Annotated in this window: 14 protein-coding genes and 1 pseudogene; 9 read left to right on the top strand and 6 right to left on the bottom strand. The window is 70.8% G+C overall.

Annotated elements, in window-relative coordinates; translation table 11 throughout:
* Nucleotides 1-174: 174 nt before the first annotated feature.
* Nucleotides 175-1197, top strand: a complete 1023-nt coding sequence (locus tag IE262_RS33970; RefSeq protein ID WP_134028663.1) for a GAF domain-containing protein — start codon at nucleotides 175-177, stop codon at nucleotides 1195-1197.
* Between the two features lie 419 nt (nucleotides 1198-1616).
* On the opposite strand, the gene IE262_RS33965 is transcribed toward IE262_RS33970, so the two are convergent.
* On the bottom strand, nucleotides 1617-2573 hold the full coding sequence (locus IE262_RS33965; protein ID WP_134028661.1) for an AraC family transcriptional regulator: 957 nt from the start codon (nucleotides 2571-2573) through the stop codon (nucleotides 1617-1619).
* A 347-nt stretch (nucleotides 2574-2920) separates the two neighbouring features.
* On the opposite strand from IE262_RS33965, the pseudogene IE262_RS33960 reads away from it, so the two are divergent.
* From IE262_RS33960 to IE262_RS33940, 5 genes and pseudogenes are all read left to right on the top strand, one after another.
* Nucleotides 2921-4207, top strand: a pseudogene (locus IE262_RS33960) (ATP-binding protein); the annotation flags it as partial.
* A 431-nt stretch (nucleotides 4208-4638) separates the two neighbouring features.
* Nucleotides 4639-5052, top strand: coding sequence for a roadblock/LC7 domain-containing protein (locus IE262_RS33955; RefSeq protein ID WP_134028657.1), 414 nt, complete (start codon nucleotides 4639-4641; stop codon nucleotides 5050-5052).
* Complete coding sequence (locus tag IE262_RS33950) at nucleotides 5049-5411, top strand: DUF742 domain-containing protein (protein WP_134028655.1); 363 nt, start codon at nucleotides 5049-5051, stop codon at nucleotides 5409-5411. The genes IE262_RS33955 and IE262_RS33950 overlap by 4 nt, the downstream gene beginning before the upstream one ends.
* A complete protein-coding gene (locus tag IE262_RS33945; RefSeq protein ID WP_189879144.1) occupies nucleotides 5389-6000 on the top strand; it encodes a GTP-binding protein in 612 nt (203 codons plus the stop codon). Before IE262_RS33950 ends, IE262_RS33945 begins: the two co-directional genes overlap by 23 nt.
* Before the next feature lie 47 nt (nucleotides 6001-6047).
* Nucleotides 6048-7364 (top strand): cytochrome P450, encoded by a 1317-nt coding sequence (locus IE262_RS33940; RefSeq protein WP_189879245.1) that lies wholly within the window; start codon nucleotides 6048-6050, stop codon nucleotides 7362-7364.
* A 22-nt stretch (nucleotides 7365-7386) separates the two neighbouring features.
* Here the strand turns inward: IE262_RS33940 and IE262_RS33935 are convergent, their stop codons facing one another.
* The gene (locus IE262_RS33935) at nucleotides 7387-8631 is read right to left on the bottom strand and encodes a cytochrome P450 family protein (RefSeq protein WP_189879142.1); all 1245 of its coding nucleotides are present in this window, start codon (nucleotides 8629-8631) and stop codon (nucleotides 7387-7389) included.
* A gap of 229 nt (nucleotides 8632-8860) precedes the next feature.
* On the opposite strand from IE262_RS33935, the gene IE262_RS33930 reads away from it, so the two are divergent.
* A complete protein-coding gene (locus IE262_RS33930) occupies nucleotides 8861-9226 on the top strand; it encodes a hypothetical protein (RefSeq protein WP_229877761.1) in 366 nt (121 codons plus the stop codon).
* A gap of 75 nt (nucleotides 9227-9301) precedes the next feature.
* Here the strand turns inward: IE262_RS33930 and IE262_RS33925 are convergent, their stop codons facing one another.
* The 3 genes from IE262_RS33925 to IE262_RS33915 form a co-directional block, all read right to left on the bottom strand.
* On the bottom strand, nucleotides 9302-10546 hold the full coding sequence (locus IE262_RS33925) for a lectin (RefSeq protein WP_134028649.1): 1245 nt from the start codon (nucleotides 10544-10546) through the stop codon (nucleotides 9302-9304).
* 95 nt (nucleotides 10547-10641) lie between these two features.
* Nucleotides 10642-11064, bottom strand: a complete 423-nt coding sequence (locus IE262_RS33920) for a DUF6114 domain-containing protein (protein WP_134028647.1) — start codon at nucleotides 11062-11064, stop codon at nucleotides 10642-10644.
* On the bottom strand, nucleotides 11061-11714 hold the full coding sequence (locus tag IE262_RS33915) for a DUF6230 family protein (RefSeq protein WP_134028645.1): 654 nt from the start codon (nucleotides 11712-11714) through the stop codon (nucleotides 11061-11063). The genes IE262_RS33920 and IE262_RS33915 overlap by 4 nt, the downstream gene beginning before the upstream one ends.
* A gap of 481 nt (nucleotides 11715-12195) precedes the next feature.
* Here IE262_RS33915 and IE262_RS33910 point away from each other — a divergent pair, with 481 nt between their 5' ends.
* Nucleotides 12196-12852 carry a Tat pathway signal sequence domain protein gene (locus IE262_RS33910; RefSeq protein ID WP_134028643.1) on the top strand — a complete coding sequence of 219 codons (657 nt, stop codon included), beginning with the start codon at nucleotides 12196-12198 and terminating at the stop codon, nucleotides 12850-12852.
* A 14-nt stretch (nucleotides 12853-12866) separates the two neighbouring features.
* Here IE262_RS33910 and IE262_RS33905 read toward each other — a convergent pair whose 3' ends face one another.
* Nucleotides 12867-13703, bottom strand: coding sequence for a lytic polysaccharide monooxygenase (locus IE262_RS33905; protein ID WP_134028641.1), 837 nt, complete (start codon nucleotides 13701-13703; stop codon nucleotides 12867-12869).
* Nucleotides 13704-14143: 440 nt separating this feature from the next.
* Here IE262_RS33905 and IE262_RS33900 point away from each other — a divergent pair, with 440 nt between their 5' ends.
* Nucleotides 14144-15940 (top strand): S8 family peptidase, encoded by a 1797-nt coding sequence (locus IE262_RS33900; protein ID WP_229877758.1) that lies wholly within the window; start codon nucleotides 14144-14146, stop codon nucleotides 15938-15940.
* Nucleotides 15941-15966 lie beyond the last annotated feature (26 nt).

Below are 15966 nucleotides of genomic sequence, written 5' to 3'. Positions count from 1 at the left end.
TCTGAGATTGGTCATGCGCATGAGGCAGCCGGGCCGGGCGGGCCCGCCGGTGCTCAAGCGGGTGCGGGGACCGCGTCGTCTCGACCGCTCAAGTGTTGATGATGAGCCAAGTGAGACGGAAAATAACGGGTGGGGTGATCCGCGGAGTCGTATATTCTGCTTTCATCTGACCTCATGGATCCCCTGACCACATCCGAGCAGGCGCGCCTCGCGGGTGATCAGCGCAAGCTGCGACTGCAGGTTCTCGGCCTCAACAACGTCGACGCGGAAGCCACCTTCGACCGCATCGCCCGGCTCGCGGCCAGCTTCACCCAGGCCCCGCTGGCCATGGTGAACTTCATCAACGACGAGCGGCAGATGTTCCGCGGCATGTACGTGCCCACCGCATCGCCCGACGACAAGGCGGACCCCGGTAACGGCGGCATCGCCTTCGACCTGAGCAACCTCTCCCGTGAGGCCCCCGGCGACTACGGCTTCTGCCCGCACGTGGTGGCCCAGGGCTCCCAGCTCGCCCTGGACGACGTCTTCGACTACCCGCGCTTCAAGGGCAACCCGCTGGTCAACGACCTGGGCGTGCGCTCGTACCTGGGCACCCCGCTGCGCGACAACACGGGCATGGTCCTGGGCACCGTGTGTGTGGCCGACACCAAGCCCCGCATCTGGGATCGCCGAATACGCGAGCACATGCAGGAGCTCACGGAGACCCTGGTCACCGACTTCAAGCTGCGCGACAGCCTGCTCGCCCAGCAGCAGGAACTCTTCGCGGTCTTCGACGGCGCCCCCTTCCCCATCATGCTCACCGAGGGCCCGAACCATCTGCTGCGGTACGCCAACGGCAAGCAGGGCCAGGCCTTCGGCATGGTCCCGCAGTTCAGTCCGGGCAGGATGGCGCTGCCGGGCCTGGAGTCCATCGGGGTCTTCAACGCGATGGACGACGCCTTCCACACCGGCCGGCCCGCCACACTCGGCCGCGCCCAGATCGCCACGTACGACTACCCGCAGCCGCAGGAGTTCAGCTTCCTGTGCACCCCGGTGCGCACCTCGCCGGGCGCTCCCATCAGCGGTGTCCTGACCGTGGCCATGAACATCACCGGGCAGGCCTACCCCGGCAGCGAGCAGCAGGCGTTCGCCGCCAACGTCCAGGAACGCTTCGAGCGCCTCGGCACGAACGGGATCGCGGGGGCGTTCCCCGGCTGAACGGCTCCGGGGAAGGCCAGGTGCAGCGCGACGAACCCGCAGGGGGCGCTGCCGGACCGCACCTGGCTTCACCGGGTCCGCTTGGCCGATTCCGGTGGTGAGGGCACGGAGTTCGCTGTGCGCATCCCCGTGGCGCCGGGTGTCCGAATATCGGTGTACAACGCAACGCCAGTTGTCCGGACCGGACATGCGACGGTTCACCGGGACTCCGGGCCGGGCGCGCGGCGGACCGGCGGATGCGTGGCTCATCCGTGGGACGGGGCCGGTGGTGTCCGGGGCCGGTTGACCAGCGTTCCGGATCGGGGAAAACGGAATCCTCGGAGCGCGGGCCGTGGGTGGCTGCTCCGGTTCCTTGTGGCTGGTCGGCTGGTCGCACCCACGCGGCGGAGCCGCGGAGTCGGCCCGCAGTGGGCCCGGCGTCAGCGGGACCGGTACCGCATCTCACGCGGGCTCACGCCGTACCGCTGGCGGAACGCCGTGCTCAGCGTGCTGGCCGAGGAGAAGCCCGAGGCATGGGCCAGGTCCGTGATCGTCATGTGTTCGCACTCCGCGCACTGAAGGCGGTCACGGACCAGCCGCAGGCGCTCCTCGCGGATCAGGTCGCGGGGCGTGGTCCCCGCACGTTGCAGGGCGAGTTGTATCTGGCGCAGCGACCAGCCCAGGGCGTGCGCCATCGACGTACCCGTGAGCCCCGGGTCACCGGCGTGCTCGCGCACATAGCGGCGGACCATGGCCTCGACCTCGCCCAGGTGGCCGGGCGCGTCGGGGCGGTCGTCGCCGGCGGTGAGCATGCAGACCAGTTCGACGATGCGGTCGGAGACGGCGTTGAACTGCGGGTCGGTGAGACGGTCGCGCTCCTCGTGCAGGTCGCCCAGCATGGAGCGCACGATCCGGCCCAGGCCCCGGGTCAGGTCGAAGCCGGTCGCCACCGGCGACTTCCGGTTCAGCGGGCCGTCCACCTCACGGGCCGGGATGGTGAGGATGAACGCCTGGATGTCCGCGCCCTGCAGGCACACGAAGGGCGCCCCGAACGTGACCAGCGCACCCGTCCCCGGGGTGAGCCGGGCCTCCTGGCCGTTCTGCCGCAGCACGATCTCCCCGCGCACGGGGAGCAGCAGACGGTAGTCCTCGTCCGGATCGTGCCGCACCTGACGCGGGGTCCGGCTGTACTCCACCTCGTCCGAGGCGAACCTGACGAGTTGGTAGGCCCCGGTGAGCTGGCGGATCGTCTCGCCGTGGAAGTCGTCGGGGCGGGCGTACCTGAAGCCCATCCGGGAGTGGTACGCCCCGATGTGCTCGCTCCAGAAGTCGGCGCGTTCGTGCGATTCCACCTGTCCTGTGGTCAGCGACTCGACGGTGTAGCTTCCCGCGGACAACGAACCTCCTTCGCGGTGACGGGTCCCGACGGTGTCGTCCATGCTCTTCTGTACGGCCGGGCGACGCTTTCCGTTCGCGGGGCACCGGCTGTTACTGCGGGGAACCCTAGTGGGCCACCGGTTGCCATGGGCGACCATCAGCCAGGGCATATGCCGGAGTTGAGCACCGCGCGCCGTCCTCGCTCCGCGTGCACCACCTGTGCGCCTCAGGGCAACTCCCCTGCGCGTGAGGGAAAGTGTGCACGCCGGCGTGAAAGTATCATCAGGCGCTCCGCCCACTCACGCGCGCCCGCGGCGACGTGAGGACGTGGCGCATTATGCACGTGACGTAAGGACTTGTGTACCTCATGACCGAGCCCATGCCGGAGGCGGTGACCTGGGGCCTGGCCGCGCTGTTGCTGGCCGCTGCCGTGCTTCTGCTGCGTCAGTACGGGATCACCCGTCGGCAGCGCCGACGCAGCGCGGACCTCGCGAACGGACTGCGCGCACGGGACGAGGAACTGCGACACATGGTCACGGTCCGCCTGCCCGCCCTCGCGGACTCCCCGCACCAGCGCGCCCCCGGCCCCCTCGACGCCCGGCTGGCCGACACGGAGTTCGCGAAGGGTCTCGAAGAGATCCTGGCCCGCTTCACCGGCGCCGTGGAGCACGCGCAGGCACGCGCCGACCAGTCCGCGAAGGCCGCGCTGAAGGCGTCGATGCGCTCCATCCAGGCCCTCGCCAACGAACAGCAGGTGTCCATCTCCGAGATGCAGGAGCGGCACGACCGTCCCGACGTGCTGCGCGACCTGATGGAGATCGACCACACCAACGCCCAGTTCGGCCGCCGCGCCCAGGCCATCGCCGTGCTGTGCGGCTCCTGGCCGGGACGCCAGCGGGCGACCTCACCGCTGGTCGAGGTCGTCCGCGGCGCGACGTCCCGCATCCGCGACTACCGGCGCGTCCGCGTCACCGGCCAGGTCGACCTCGCCGTCGAGAGCCGCGCGGTGGAGCCCGTCGTCCTCGCCGTCGCCGAACTCCTCGACAACGCGGCCCGCCACTCCCAGCCGGGCACCCACGTCGAGGTCAACGTCCAGGCCGTGCACAACGGCGCCTGCGTGGTCATCGACGACGCCGGCGTCGGCATGGACGGGCAGGCGGTCGAGCGGGCGGGCGAGTTGCTGAGCGGGCGGCGCTCGGTGGACGTGACCCGCCTCGACGACCCGCCCCAGTTCGGCTTCTCCGTCATCGGCGTGCTCGCCCGGCGTTACGGCTTCAGCGTCTCCGTCGACACACGGTCGCCGTACGGCGGTGTCCGCGCCGTGGTGTTCGTGCCGTCGGCCCTGCTGACCCATGCGAAGTCCCCGGCCCCGGAGCCGGCGGTCGTCGAGACGCCCGCGCGCCGGACGCCCGCACCCGCTCCCGAGCCCGAGCCGGAGCCCGTGACCGACCCCGCCCCGCACCGGACGGAACCCGAGGGCACGACGGTGGGCGGTCTGCCGAAGCGGCGCCGTCGCACCCCGTCGAAGCCGGCCACCACCGCGTCCGCACCCGCCTCCGCCCCGGCGGAGGACGCCCCCACCCGCTCGCCCGAGGAGAACGCCCGCATCATGGGCGCCTTCGCCCGCGGCACCCGCTTCGGCCGCGAGGCGGGAGCGGGAACGGGAGAGTGGGGAGAACGAGGAGAACGAGGAGAACGGACGGCCGGCGAGGCCCCGCGGGGGGAAGCGCCGGAGGAGCCCGGACGGCCCGCCCCGGAGACGGAGGCCCACGAGTCCGTGCGTGAGGGCACCCGGAGCGTCGTACCCGCTGAGGACACGCCCACAGCCGCGGACGACGAGCGCGACGGGGAGACGGACCGGCGCGACGGGGAGACGGACCGGTTCGAGGCCGCTCTCGGAGCCATACGCCGCGCCTCCGCGGCGGAGTCCGCGCCGGAAACCCCGCGCTACGAGCCCGTGTGGGAAGTCCTCGGCAGCGAACCCGAGCCGGAGCGGGACCGCGACTCCGGCGCCGTACGGGACGACCCCGCCCCGCACCAAGCCACGCAGGCGACGCACCACCACGATGAAGGGACCCCCCACGCATGATCGAGCCCACGACCAACGAGCTGGGCTGGATGCTCGACGAGGTGCTCAAGGTGCCCGAGGCGCGGCACGCGATCCTGCTCTCCGCCGACGGTATGCTGCGCGCCCACTCCGCCCACATCGACCGGGACGACGCCGAACGGTTCGCGGCGGGGCTCGCCGGGTTGCAGTCCATCAGCCGGAGCACGGCCGAGTTCTGCGGAACCCCGGACACCCCGTGGCGGCAGACACTGATCGAGTTCGGGCACGGCTTCGTCTTCCTCATAGCCGCCGGAGAGGGCGCCTACCTCGCGGTCTCCACCAGCGAGCACGTGGACATGGAAGCCGTGACCTACCGCATGCACAAGCTGGTCGACCGGCTCGGCCAGCAGTTGACCATCCCGGCCCGACTGGACACCGGCAGCCCGGCATGACCCCCCGGCGCCGCCCTCCGGAGCGACTGGTGCGGTCGTACGTCGTCACGGACGGCCGCGCCTTCCCGTCCCGCAACACCCTGGACCTGGTCACGATGGTGGTCACCGGGGAAGACCTGCCGCTGACCGGTCTCAGTCCGGAGAAGCGCCGGGTGGTGGAGCTGTGCCGGCCCGGCGCCCTGTCCATCGCCGAGGTGGCCGGGCACCTGGTGCTGCCGGTCAGCGTCACCAAGGTGCTGGTCGCCGACCTCATGGACAGCGGCCATCTCGTCACCCGCGCTCCCTACGTCCCGGCGAACCCGGCGTTCGACATCCGCATCCTGGAGGAGGTCCTCGATGGGCTCCGCGCCCGCCTCTGACGCCACGTCCGACGTCTATCTGCTGCCCACCGTGAAGACCGCGGTCAAGCTGCTGGTCGTCGGTCACTTCGCCGTCGGCAAGACCACGTTCGTCGGGTCGCTCTCCGAGATCCGGCCGCTGCGCACCGAGGAGGTCATGACCCGGGCGGGCGCCCTGGTCGACGACCTGGCCGGTACCCGCGACAAGACGACCACCACGGTCGCCCTCGACTTCGGCCGGCTCACCCTCAGCGACCGCCTCGTGCTGTACCTGTTCGGCACACCCGGCCAGCAGCGCTTCACGCAGCTGTGGCAGGACATGACCCGCGGCGCCCTCGGCGCGCTCGTCCTCGCCGACACCCGTCGGCTCGACCAGTCCTTCGAGGTCATGGGCGTCCTGGAGGAGCTGGGGCTGCCGTACGCGGTCGCCGTCAACCACTTCGACGGCGCGCCCCTGTTCGAGCTGGACGAGGTGCGCGAGGCCCTCGACCTGCTGCCCGAGACCCCGCTCGTCCGCTGCGACGCCCGTGACCAGGAGTCGTCCACGCGGGCGCTCATCGCCCTCGTCGAGTATCTGATCGGCCGCACCGGCACACTGGAGCACGCGTGACCTCCGTACCACCCGTACCGCCCCCGGGCTGCCCGGCCCACGAGCCCATGTACGGCCCCGAGTTCGCCTCCGATCCCGGCGCCGTCTACCGCCGGCTGCGCAAGAAGGGACCGACCGCGCCCGTCGAGCTCGCGCCCGGTGTGCGGGCCAGGCTCGTCACGTCGTACGCCGCCGCCCTGCATGTGCTGCGCACCCCGGAGACCTTCGCCAAGGACCCCCGCCGCTGGAACGACCTCGCCGACGGCACCGTCCCCATGGACAGCCCGGTCGTGCCGATGATGATGTACCGGCCCAACGCCCTGTTCACCGACGGCGAGGAGCACCGGCGGCTGCGCGGCGCCATCACCGACAGCCTGGCCCGCGTCGAGCCGAGCATGTTGCGCGGCTATGTGGAGCGCAGTGCCGACACGCTCATCGACCGGTTCGCGTCGGCGGGGGAGGCGGACCTGCTCGGTGAGTACGCGCAGGTCCTGCCGCTGCTCGTGTTCAACCACCTCTTCGGCTGCCCCGCCGACTACGGGGTCCGGCTGGTCGAGGGCATGTCCGGGATCTTCGACGGAGTGGACGCCGAGAAGGCCAACGAACTGCTGACGACCACGCTGATCGAACTGGTCGAGCTGAAGCGGGCCCGCCCCGGCCACGACGTGACGTCCTGGCTGCTGGCGCATCCGGCGGAGCTCGCGGACGACGAGATGGTCCACAGCCTCGTCGTGCTCATGGGCGCGGGCACCGAGCCGCAGCAGAACCTGATCGCCAACGGTCTGCGGCTGCTGCTGTCCGACGACCGGTTCGCGGGCAGCCTCTCCGGGGGCAGCATGCCGGTGGAGGACGCCCTCGACGAGGTGCTCTGGACCGATCCGCCGATGGCCAACTACGCGGTGCACTACCCGAAGCACGACGTCGTGTACGAGGGCACGCTGCTCAAGGCGGGCGATCCCCTCGTCATCAGCCTCGCCGCCGCCAACACCGACCCCGCCCTGTCCTCCGATCAGCGGGCGGGCAACCGGGCGCACCTGGCGTGGAGCGCCGGCCCGCACAAGTGCCCGGCACAGAGCGAGGCCCGGCTGATCGCGGCGGTGGCGGTGGAGAAGCTCCTCGACCGGCTGCCGGACCTCGAACTGACCGTCCCGGTCGATGAGTTGGAGTGGCGTCCCGGCCCCTTCCACCGGGCGCTCGCCGCACTGCCGGTCACCTTCCCGCCGACCACTGTCACCACACCGGCCGCGGACGCGGCACCGGCACCCCGGAGCGGCCCGGCGGCGGGACCGTACGGGCCGGGCGCGCAGTACGCACTCCCCACGGCCGAGCCCGGCCGCCCGAAGAGCGGCTGGGCCCGGCTGCTGGCGTGGTGGCGCGGGGAGTGACCCTCCCGTACGGCTCGCGCCGTCAGCCGAGGCGTACCGGCAGGCGGCGGTGACCGTTGGAGATGAAGGACTCCACGTGACCCAACTCTGCCTCGTCCGCAGCGAGTTCGAGGTCGGGGAACCGTTCGAACAGGGCGGGCAGGGCGACCCTGGCCTCCATACGGCCCAGCGGTGCGCCCAGGCAGTGGTGGACGCCGTACCCGAAGGCCAGGTGTTCCTTGTCGGCCCGGGTGACGTCGAAGACGTCCGCGTCCGCACCGTGCAGCTCGGGGTGGCGCCCGGCGGCCGCGTACGCGGCCACGATCGGTTCGCCCTTGCTGATCACCGTCCCCTCGGGGCCGCCGAGTTCACCGAGGTCGATGTCCTCCACGGCGTACCGCAGCGGCAGGCTGGCGACGGGGGCGTCACGGCGCAGCGTCTCCTCCACCACGTCGTCCCAGGAGGCCCGGCCCGACCGCACGTGCGCGAGCTGCTCGGGGTGGGTGAGCAGCGCGTGGATCGCGTTGTCCAGGAGGTTGACGGTGGTCTCGTGCCCCGCGCTGATCATCAGCACCAGCGTGTCCAGCAGCTCCTGCTCGCTGAGCCGGGTGTCGCCCTCCTCGTCGCGGGCCGTGATCAGTCCGGTGGTGAGGTCGTCGCCGGGTGACTGCCGCTTGGAGGCGACGAGTTCGCCCAGCACGGCGTACAGCCGCTCGTAGGCGGCGGTCATCTCGCCCGGTTCGGCGGAGGTGTCGAAGATGCGGTCCACCAGCTTCCGCAGCTCCGCGCTGTTCTCCTCGCGCAGGCCGAACAGTTCGCTGATCACGCGGATCGGCAGCGGGTAGCACAACGCCTCGCGCAGATCGACGCGTTCGGCGCCGCGCCCGGCCTCCGCGATGCCGTCGAGGAGCTCCTTCGTGATCTGCTCGATGCGCGGCTTCAGCGCGGCCGTTCGGCGTGCGGTGAAGGCCTTGGACACCAGGGTGCGCAGGCGTTTGTGGTCGCCGCCGTACGCGGTGAACATGTTGTGGACGGCGACCCAGGTGAACAGCGGCCACTCCGGGGTGATCAGGCCGTCGATGAACCGGGGCCAGTGCTGTCGCGCGTCCTTGGACACCCTCGGGTCGGTGAGCAGCCTCTTCAGCAGTTCGGGGCTGCTGACCGACCACGCCTCGACCTCGCCGGGGAGCTCCACGCGGGTCAGCGGGCCCCTCGCGCGTATCCGGGCGGCTTCACCTTGGATGTCACGGCCGGTGGCGTCTATCAGTAAGGGGGTTGGGTGTCCCATCGGGGCCTCCCGGGCAGTCGGAGCGTCGGTACGGCCCGTCACCCTACGCCACAGTAGTTACGTCGAGGAGGGCGCCTGTGAGCGCTGCGTACGCCAGGAAACCTCCGTGCGCGCACCGACAACTCCCGTGCGCGCAGCGACAAGCCGTCGGCCCCAGGTGTTCCCTACGCTCGGAGCACACTCAGTAAGGCCGGTGAGCGTGATGACAGTCCGCAGGGTTCCGCGATGGATGTCCCCCCATGGCTCCGAGGTGCGCACCCTGGCCGCCGGCTGCTGGTGGGACGCGGTGCGTGTGCCGTTCGCGGCGGGTGTCCGGGCGCTCGGCGTCCTCGGCGACGAGACCGGCGCGGTCATCAGGGACGGCTACGGCGACATCCTGTACTGGCTGGTCCCGCCCGGTGAGGCGGCCGACTGGCACCTCCCGGAGGTCCAGGTGCTGGGCCACGGCAGCCATGTGGCCGTCCCGCCCTCGCGCCGTACGAAGGGTCCCGGCCTGTACTGGCATGTCCCCGTGGCGTACGGCCGCGAGTGCACCGACCCGGCCCACCTCCACGCGGCGCTGTCGGCGGCGCTCACGGTCCGCCCCGCGCTCTGAACCCCCGCTCTGAACCCACGCTCCGGGCCGGCCCAGGGGCTGTTCGTTCGGATCAGCCCGGCGTCGCGGGCGGGGTCAGCCGATCGTCCACTTCTGGTTGGCGCCGCCCGAGCAGGTCCAGATCTGCAGCCGGGTGCCGTTGGCCGCGTTGTTGCCGGTCACGTCGAGGCACTTGTCGGCCTGTGGATTGACGATGTCGTTCGCCCCGCTGACGGCCCACTTCTGGTTGGGGCCGCCGGTGCAGTCCCAGAGCTGGACGGTGGAGCCGTCGGCGGTGCCGTTGTCGGTCACGTCCAGGCACTTGCCGAGGGCGCGGATCGTGCCGTCGGAGCCCACGGTCCACTGCTGGGCCGCACTGCCATTGCAGTCGTAGAGCTGTACCGGGGTCCCATTGGCGGAGCTCGCCCCGGCGACGTCGACGCACTTGCCTGCCAGGCCCCTGATCGCCGCTCCGGGGGAGGTGCTGCCGGTCGTCACCGACACGGAGTCCACCACCAACTGCTGGGGGAACGAGGTGGAGCCGTCCGGGTCCCCCGGCCAGTAACCGCCCACGGCCAGGTTCAGGATCAGGAAGAACGGCTTGTTGAACACCCATGTCTTCCCACCGAGGTCGGCCGGTGTGCGCCGCTGGTAGACGTTGCCGTCCACGGACCAGGTGATCGAGTCGGGCGCCCAGTCCACCGCGAAGGTGTGGAAGGCGTCCGCGAAGGCCTGGCCGCCCGGCAGCGAGTAGGCCGCGCCGATGCCCCCGGAGCCCGAGTAGCCGGGGCCGTGGATGGTGCCGTGCACGGTGGAGGGCTCGTAGCCGACGTTCTCCATGACGTCGATCTCCCCCGAGTCGGGCCAGTTGACCGGTGTGCCCAGCATCCAGAACGCGGGCCACATGCCCTGCCCGCGCGGGATCTTCATCCGGGCCTCGACGTGCCCGTACTGCGCGGTGAACTTCCCGGAGGTGTTCAGCCGGGCCGAGGTGTACTGGCAGGTGCCGTACCAGCACTGGTAGTTCGCCGGGTTTTCCTTCCGCGCGGTGATCACCAGGTGGCCCTGGCCGTCCAGGGCCGCGTTCTTGGTGCCCGAGGTGTAGTACTGCCGCTCGTGGTTGTTGACGTTGTCGCCCGTCTCGATCTGCCACTTCGACGAGTCGACCGCGGAACCGGCGGCACCGTCGAAGGTGTCGGAGAAGACCACCGCGGCGGCGGTCGCGGCGGTGGGGGAGGCGTCCCGCGGATCCGCGTGCGCCGCGCCGCTCGTGGCAGACGCGACCAGTACGGCGGACAGGGCGGCGAACAGGCATCTGCGGAGCAGGCGTTGGGAGGCCACGGCTCGTCCTTCCATACGGCGGCCGGGCGCACGGACCAGCCGGCCGGAGTGGGGGGTGAAGGCGTCGCCTCTTGATTTAAGGAGTGAGGTGAGGGTCAGTCAATACTTTGGTACGGACCAATGGTCGGGCGTTCTGCCGTCCGGGCCCACCGCCGCCTGCCACTCCGCTTCTCGCGGGGTTCCTGGTCCGGGAGCCAGCCGAAGGCCAGCACGCTGCCGGTCACGCCGAGCACCAGCCCGATCAGGAACCCTCCGATGTTGGAGGTGAGCCAGCTGCCGACCGAGAGCAGCACACCGATGATCGAGTAGAACAGCCGCTGCGAGGGGTTGAACAGGATCAGCAGCCCGCAGACGATCATCACGCCGGGTATCAGGTACCCGGCGAGCCCCTGCATGCCGATGTGCAGGATGACCGGGAGGGGTGCCTTCATGGTCACCAGGATCTCGGCGCCCCCCAGAGTGAGCAGCAGCCCGCCGGCGAAGGGCCGCTGCCCCCTCCACTCGCGGAAGCGGTTCACCGCGGGCAGCCCTTGTCGCCGAACCACATGCGCAGGTCGGGCAGTTTGAAGACGGCGGCGGTGGCGGCGTAGTTGTGCTGGTACAGGTCGGTGATGACGACCTTGTCCGCCTGCTGGCCGTAGACGCCCTTGGGGCCCTTCTGGTCGACCTTGTCGAAGGTGCTGGAGTCGCGGCCGATCTCGATGTTGGTGAACGCGGCGTCGCCCTTGATCTCGTCGGAGTCGATGGCGAGGTTGCGCACGCTCACCGGAGTGGACCCGCCGCCGGCGGTGAGGACGAGCTTGATGCCGCCGAGGTCGACGCTCTGGCAGAGGTTGTTCAGCTTGCCGTTCTTCACCACCGAGGTGACGACGAGGACCTGGCCGCCGGTGTCGCCCTGGTTGGGGCTGTCCGGGATCATCTCGTCCAGCGATCCGTACTGTGCGAAGCCCTCGCCTTCGAGCTTGTCGGCGGTGACCACGAACGGCATGCCGGAGATGGCGAACTGCACCCCGAGGGCACCCTCGGCGGTGAGGATCATCAGGGCCGCGGTGAGCGCCGTGGCCGGCACCGCCATCACGGCGGCGCGGCGCAGGCGGACCCGCCCGCGCCTTCCGGGTCTCCCGGGGGTGGAGTCGTGGGACGCCGTGGCGTCCGAGGGTGAGGCCATGTCTGCTCCCTGGGCACTGTCAACGCGGTGGGCGGGAAAGCGAACGGCACGTTGTCCTGGCGCGGACAGCGGTGGCGGCGCTTGATTGCTACGCCGCAGTAGCCTTCCAGGAAGTTACCCGTGGTTACATTCAAGGGTCAAGGCACTTGTGGCAAAAGGATGTTGGTTGTGACCTGCCTGTGAAGGCGGGAACGCTCTCACCTCAGGATTCTCGTCCTGCGTTCAACGGATTTTTGAGGCAAGTAGCCTTGACGCTGCGTCAGGGAAGCCAGCTGATGCTCAATCAACTTCCTTTCCATGCCTTGACGTTGACTCTCCAGCGGGTCTAGAACTCTCCCTGGTTTCCGCCGGATCCGTGGCGCCGGATCGCCCTTCCCCTCCCTCGTGGACCGTGACCGGTCGTCCAGTGGTGAGCCACATCGCGGCGCCCTCTTTCCGCGCGCACCCACCCGCAGCCCTCCTTCCGAGAAGAGGCACCCCCATGCGTACGAAGTCCCTCATGGCCCTCGCCGGCACCGCCACCGCCCTCGTGCTGGCGGCCGGTGTCACCCCCGCCTCCGCCGCCGGCACCGTCCTGACCACGGGCAGCGCGGGCGGCGGCGCGGTCGCGGTCGGCGACGAGCTCAGCGCGTCGCTCGCCTCCGGCACGACCGCCAACTTCTACTCCAGCGCCACCGGCACGAGCGGCGTCTCCTGCGCCGCGTCCACGTTCAAGGCCGACGTCAAGGACAACCCGGCGGCGCCCGGCACGGCCACCGAGTCGGTCAAGGAGCACACCTTCGGCAGCTGCACCAGCAACGTCACCGGCGTTCTCGGCGTCACCAGCGTCACGGTCAACAACCTGCCCTACACGGCCGCCGTTTCCTCGGCGGGTGCCGTCACCGTCACCCCGGCCCCGGGCTCGGTCATCCAGACCACCGTCGTCCTGCGGACCCTGCTGGGCAGCATCAACTGCGTCTACCAGGCGCCCAGCATCAGCGGCACGTCGAGCAACGGCGACAACAGCATCAACTTCACCGCTCAGCCGTTCACACGGACCTCGGGCTCGTCCCTGTGCTTCAGCACCGGCTACTTCACGGCCAAGTACACGCCCGTCACCGACACCACCCAGGGCGGTGCGACGGTCTTCGTCAACTGAGTCACCGGACCGGGTCACCGGCCCCTGAGCCGGCGTGACACGAGGGCGGCGCCCGCGGCGAGCACCAGCGCCGCGGCGCCGCCTCCCGCGATGAGCGACATCGACGGACGCGGTTCACGCGTCGCGGACGTCACCGGGCCGCCCGGAGCATCCGTCCCGTCCGTGGAACCCGCTTTCGGGAACACCACGTCCGAGCACGAGTAGTACGTGTCCACCGTGCTGGTGTTCTGCCAGATCGTGAACAGCACATGGTGCCCGGACCGGTCGTACGGCAGCTTGGCCGAGAAGCGGTACGAACCGTCGGTCAGCGGCGGGTCCGTGATCTCGGCGAACGGCTTCGCGGGCAGGTCGGACCAGCTGAGCGGCTTGCCGGGGTCGTACCCGGGCTTCGTCAGGTACAGCTTGAAGGTCCCGGTGTGCGGGATCGTCGAGCGGTAGCGGAGGTCCAGCTTCGCGCCGGGGGAGAGGCGGGTCGAGGGCCAGTCCGCGCGGGCCAGGTCGAGGCCCTGGTAGGCGGGCAGGCCCGCGCTGCACAGCTTCCCGTCCGGGATCAGCTGCCGGTCACGACCGTTCACGCCCGCCACGCGCAGGTTGTCCCAGGCCGTGAACGGCGCCCCGTTCGCGGCCACGGCCGCCGCGCACGCGGCAGAGCGCGCCCGCTCCCCGCCCTCCGGCGAGCACGCCGACACCCGGCTCACCGGGTCCGTCGGCGCGCCGTGCGCCCCGGCCGGAGCGGCGGCCCACGTCGTGAGCAGCAGCGGGGCCGTGACGGTGAGAGCGGCTGTGAGCGCGGCGCGGCTCACGGTGGCGCGGTGCGGAGAGTGCGTGCGCATCCGATGCGTCCGGTCCATTCGGTGGACCCTCCTCGGCCGTCGACAGGGGCGGTGCACCGGCCCTCCGGTCGGCAGGAGCGGTGCACCGACTGGTACGAGCCACCGGACGCGTCCGTTCAACGCCGGTCGCGGGCGGCGCGCACCGCCCGCGGCGAGGGGGTGGAACCCATACCAAAGGGGACCCAACCGGCCAAGTGGCGGGCGGCGAGGGTGAGTTCCCCGTCCGGTAGAGGGTTTTCCCCGTATTCACATGACCTGGGCGATGCCTATATTCCAGCCACAGCTGACCCACAGGTAACCCCGAAGGGGTCGGCTCGCGCCAGGCCGGCCCCCCAGCGCCGCACCTTTCTCGTTCCTCCCCCCGCCGCTTCGACGACGAAGCGACTCCCCCGCCGCTCCGGAACTGCCCGGAGCCGGCCAAGAAAGGCAAGCCCTTGCGTATCTCCTCCTCCCGTCCCATGAGACGGAAGCTGATATCCGTCGCGGCGGTCTCCGCGGCCCTGGTGGCCGGCATGACCACCACCGTCGCCGCCCAGACGCCCGCCGGGAAGACGACTCCCGCCGCCGACACGGCCACCGCCCTCGCCGGGCCCGCCGAGGCCGCGCCCTCCGTCCCCGCCGAGCGGCTCATCGTCGGCTACAAGCCGGGCGCCGCCGAGGCCACGTCCGACAAGGCCGCCGACGCCGACGCCGAGGCCAAGGGCAAGGAGGCCGGCGAGAACCTCGGGTTCCAGCGCCGCCTCGGCTCCGGTGCCGCCCTCGTCGACCTCGGTGACGAGCTCAGCACGAAGGACGTCTCCACCGTCATCGCCGAGTACCAGGCAGACCCGCAGGTCGCCTACGTCGTACCGGACCGCCTCAACAAGCCGCTGGCCACCCCGAACGACACCGAGTACGCCAAGCAGTGGGACCTCTTCGAGTCCACCGCGGGCATGCGGGTGCCGGGCGCCTGGGACATCGCCACGGGCAGCGGGGTGACCGTCGCCGTCATCGACACCGGCTACGTCGCCCACTCCGACCTCGCCGCGAACGTGGTCGGCGGCTACGACTTCATCGCCGACACCGCGGTCGCGGGCGACGGCAACGGACGTGACAGCAACCCGGCCGACCCGGGTGACTGGACCAACGCGGGCGAGTGCGGCAGCGGCTGGGGGGCCACCACCTCCTCCTGGCACGGCACCCACGTCGCGGGCACCATCGCCGCCGTCACGAACAACAACAAGGGCGTCGCGGGCATCGCGTACAACGCGAAGATCTCCCCGCTGCGCGTCCTCGGCAGGTGCGGCGGCTACGACTCCGACATCATCGACGCCATCACCTGGGCGTCCGGCGGCTCGGTCTCCGGAGTTCCCGCCAACACCAACGTCGCCAAGGTCATCAACATGAGCCTCGGCGGCGGCGGTTCCTGCACCTCCGCGACCCAGAGCGCCATCAACGCCGCCGTGAACCGTGGCACCACGGTCGTCGTCGCGGCGGGCAACAGCAACGCCAACGCGGCCAACTACTCGCCGGCGAGCTGCGCCAACGTCATCTCGGTGGCCGCGCTCGGCCGTTCCGGCTCCAAGGCCTACTACTCCAACTACGGCTCGGTCGTCGACATCGCTGCCCCCGGCGGCGAGACCAGGACCACCACGGCCGACGGCATCCTGTCCACGCTGAACACCGGCACGCAGGGCCCGGCCTCCGAGACGTACGCGTACTACCAGGGCACCAGCATGGCCGCCCCGCACATCGCGGGCCTCGCCGCGCTGATGAAGTCGGCGAACACCGCGCTGACCCCCGCCCAGATCGAGTCCACGATCAAGACCAACGCGCGTGCTCTGCCGGGCACCTGCTCGGGCGGCTGCGGCGCCGGCCTCGCCGACGCGGCCAAGACGGTCCAGGCGGTGAGCGGCGGCTCCACCGGGGGCACCACCTTCACCAGCACCTCCGCGGTCGACATCCCGGACAACGGCCCGGCCGTCGAGTCCCCGATCACCGTCAGCGGCCGCAGCGGCAACGCGCCCTCGGCCCTCCAGGTCGGTGTCGACATCACCCACACCTACCGCGGTGACCTGGTGATCGACCTCGTCGCCCCGGACGGCTCGACGTACCGCCTGAAGTCCGCCAGCGGCTCGGACTCCGCGGACAACGTCACCACCACCTACACGGTCAACGCCTCCAGCGAGACCGCGAACGGCACCTGGAAGCTGCGCGTCCAGGACACGGCCACGCTGGACACCGGCACCATCAACAGCTGGAAGCTGACCTTCTGAGGGGGACTTCCCCAGCCGGCTTTCTG

The organism is Streptomyces bluensis, assembly GCF_014650715.1.
Lineage (GTDB): Bacteria > Actinomycetota > Actinomycetes > Streptomycetales > Streptomycetaceae > Streptomyces > Streptomyces bluensis.
This window is presented reverse-complemented; position numbering and strand designations above follow the sequence as displayed.

Excerpts from the sequence above, each read along its gene's own strand:
- IE262_RS33930 (WP_229877761.1), top strand. The coding sequence starts at position 8,861 with ATGTCCCCCCATGGCTCCGAGGTGCGCACCCTGGCCGCCGGCTGCTGG.
- IE262_RS33955 (WP_134028657.1), top strand. The coding sequence starts at position 4,639 with ATGATCGAGCCCACGACCAACGAGCTGGGCTGGATGCTCGACGAGGTG.
- IE262_RS33950 (WP_134028655.1), top strand. The coding sequence starts at position 5,049 with ATGACCCCCCGGCGCCGCCCTCCGGAGCGACTGGTGCGGTCGTACGTC.
- IE262_RS33905 (WP_134028641.1), bottom strand. The coding sequence starts at position 13,703 with ATGGACCGGACGCATCGGATGCGCACGCACTCTCCGCACCGCGCCACC.
- IE262_RS33900 (WP_229877758.1), top strand. The coding sequence starts at position 14,144 with ATGAGACGGAAGCTGATATCCGTCGCGGCGGTCTCCGCGGCCCTGGTG.
- IE262_RS33915 (WP_134028645.1), bottom strand. The coding sequence starts at position 11,714 with ATGGCCTCACCCTCGGACGCCACGGCGTCCCACGACTCCACCCCCGGG.
- IE262_RS33940 (WP_189879245.1), top strand. The coding sequence starts at position 6,048 with ATGTACGGCCCCGAGTTCGCCTCCGATCCCGGCGCCGTCTACCGCCGG.
- IE262_RS33970 (WP_134028663.1), top strand. The coding sequence starts at position 175 with ATGGATCCCCTGACCACATCCGAGCAGGCGCGCCTCGCGGGTGATCAG.
- IE262_RS33910 (WP_134028643.1), top strand. The coding sequence starts at position 12,196 with ATGCGTACGAAGTCCCTCATGGCCCTCGCCGGCACCGCCACCGCCCTC.
- IE262_RS33945 (WP_189879144.1), top strand. The coding sequence starts at position 5,389 with ATGGGCTCCGCGCCCGCCTCTGACGCCACGTCCGACGTCTATCTGCTG.
- IE262_RS33935 (WP_189879142.1), bottom strand. The coding sequence starts at position 8,631 with ATGGGACACCCAACCCCCTTACTGATAGACGCCACCGGCCGTGACATC.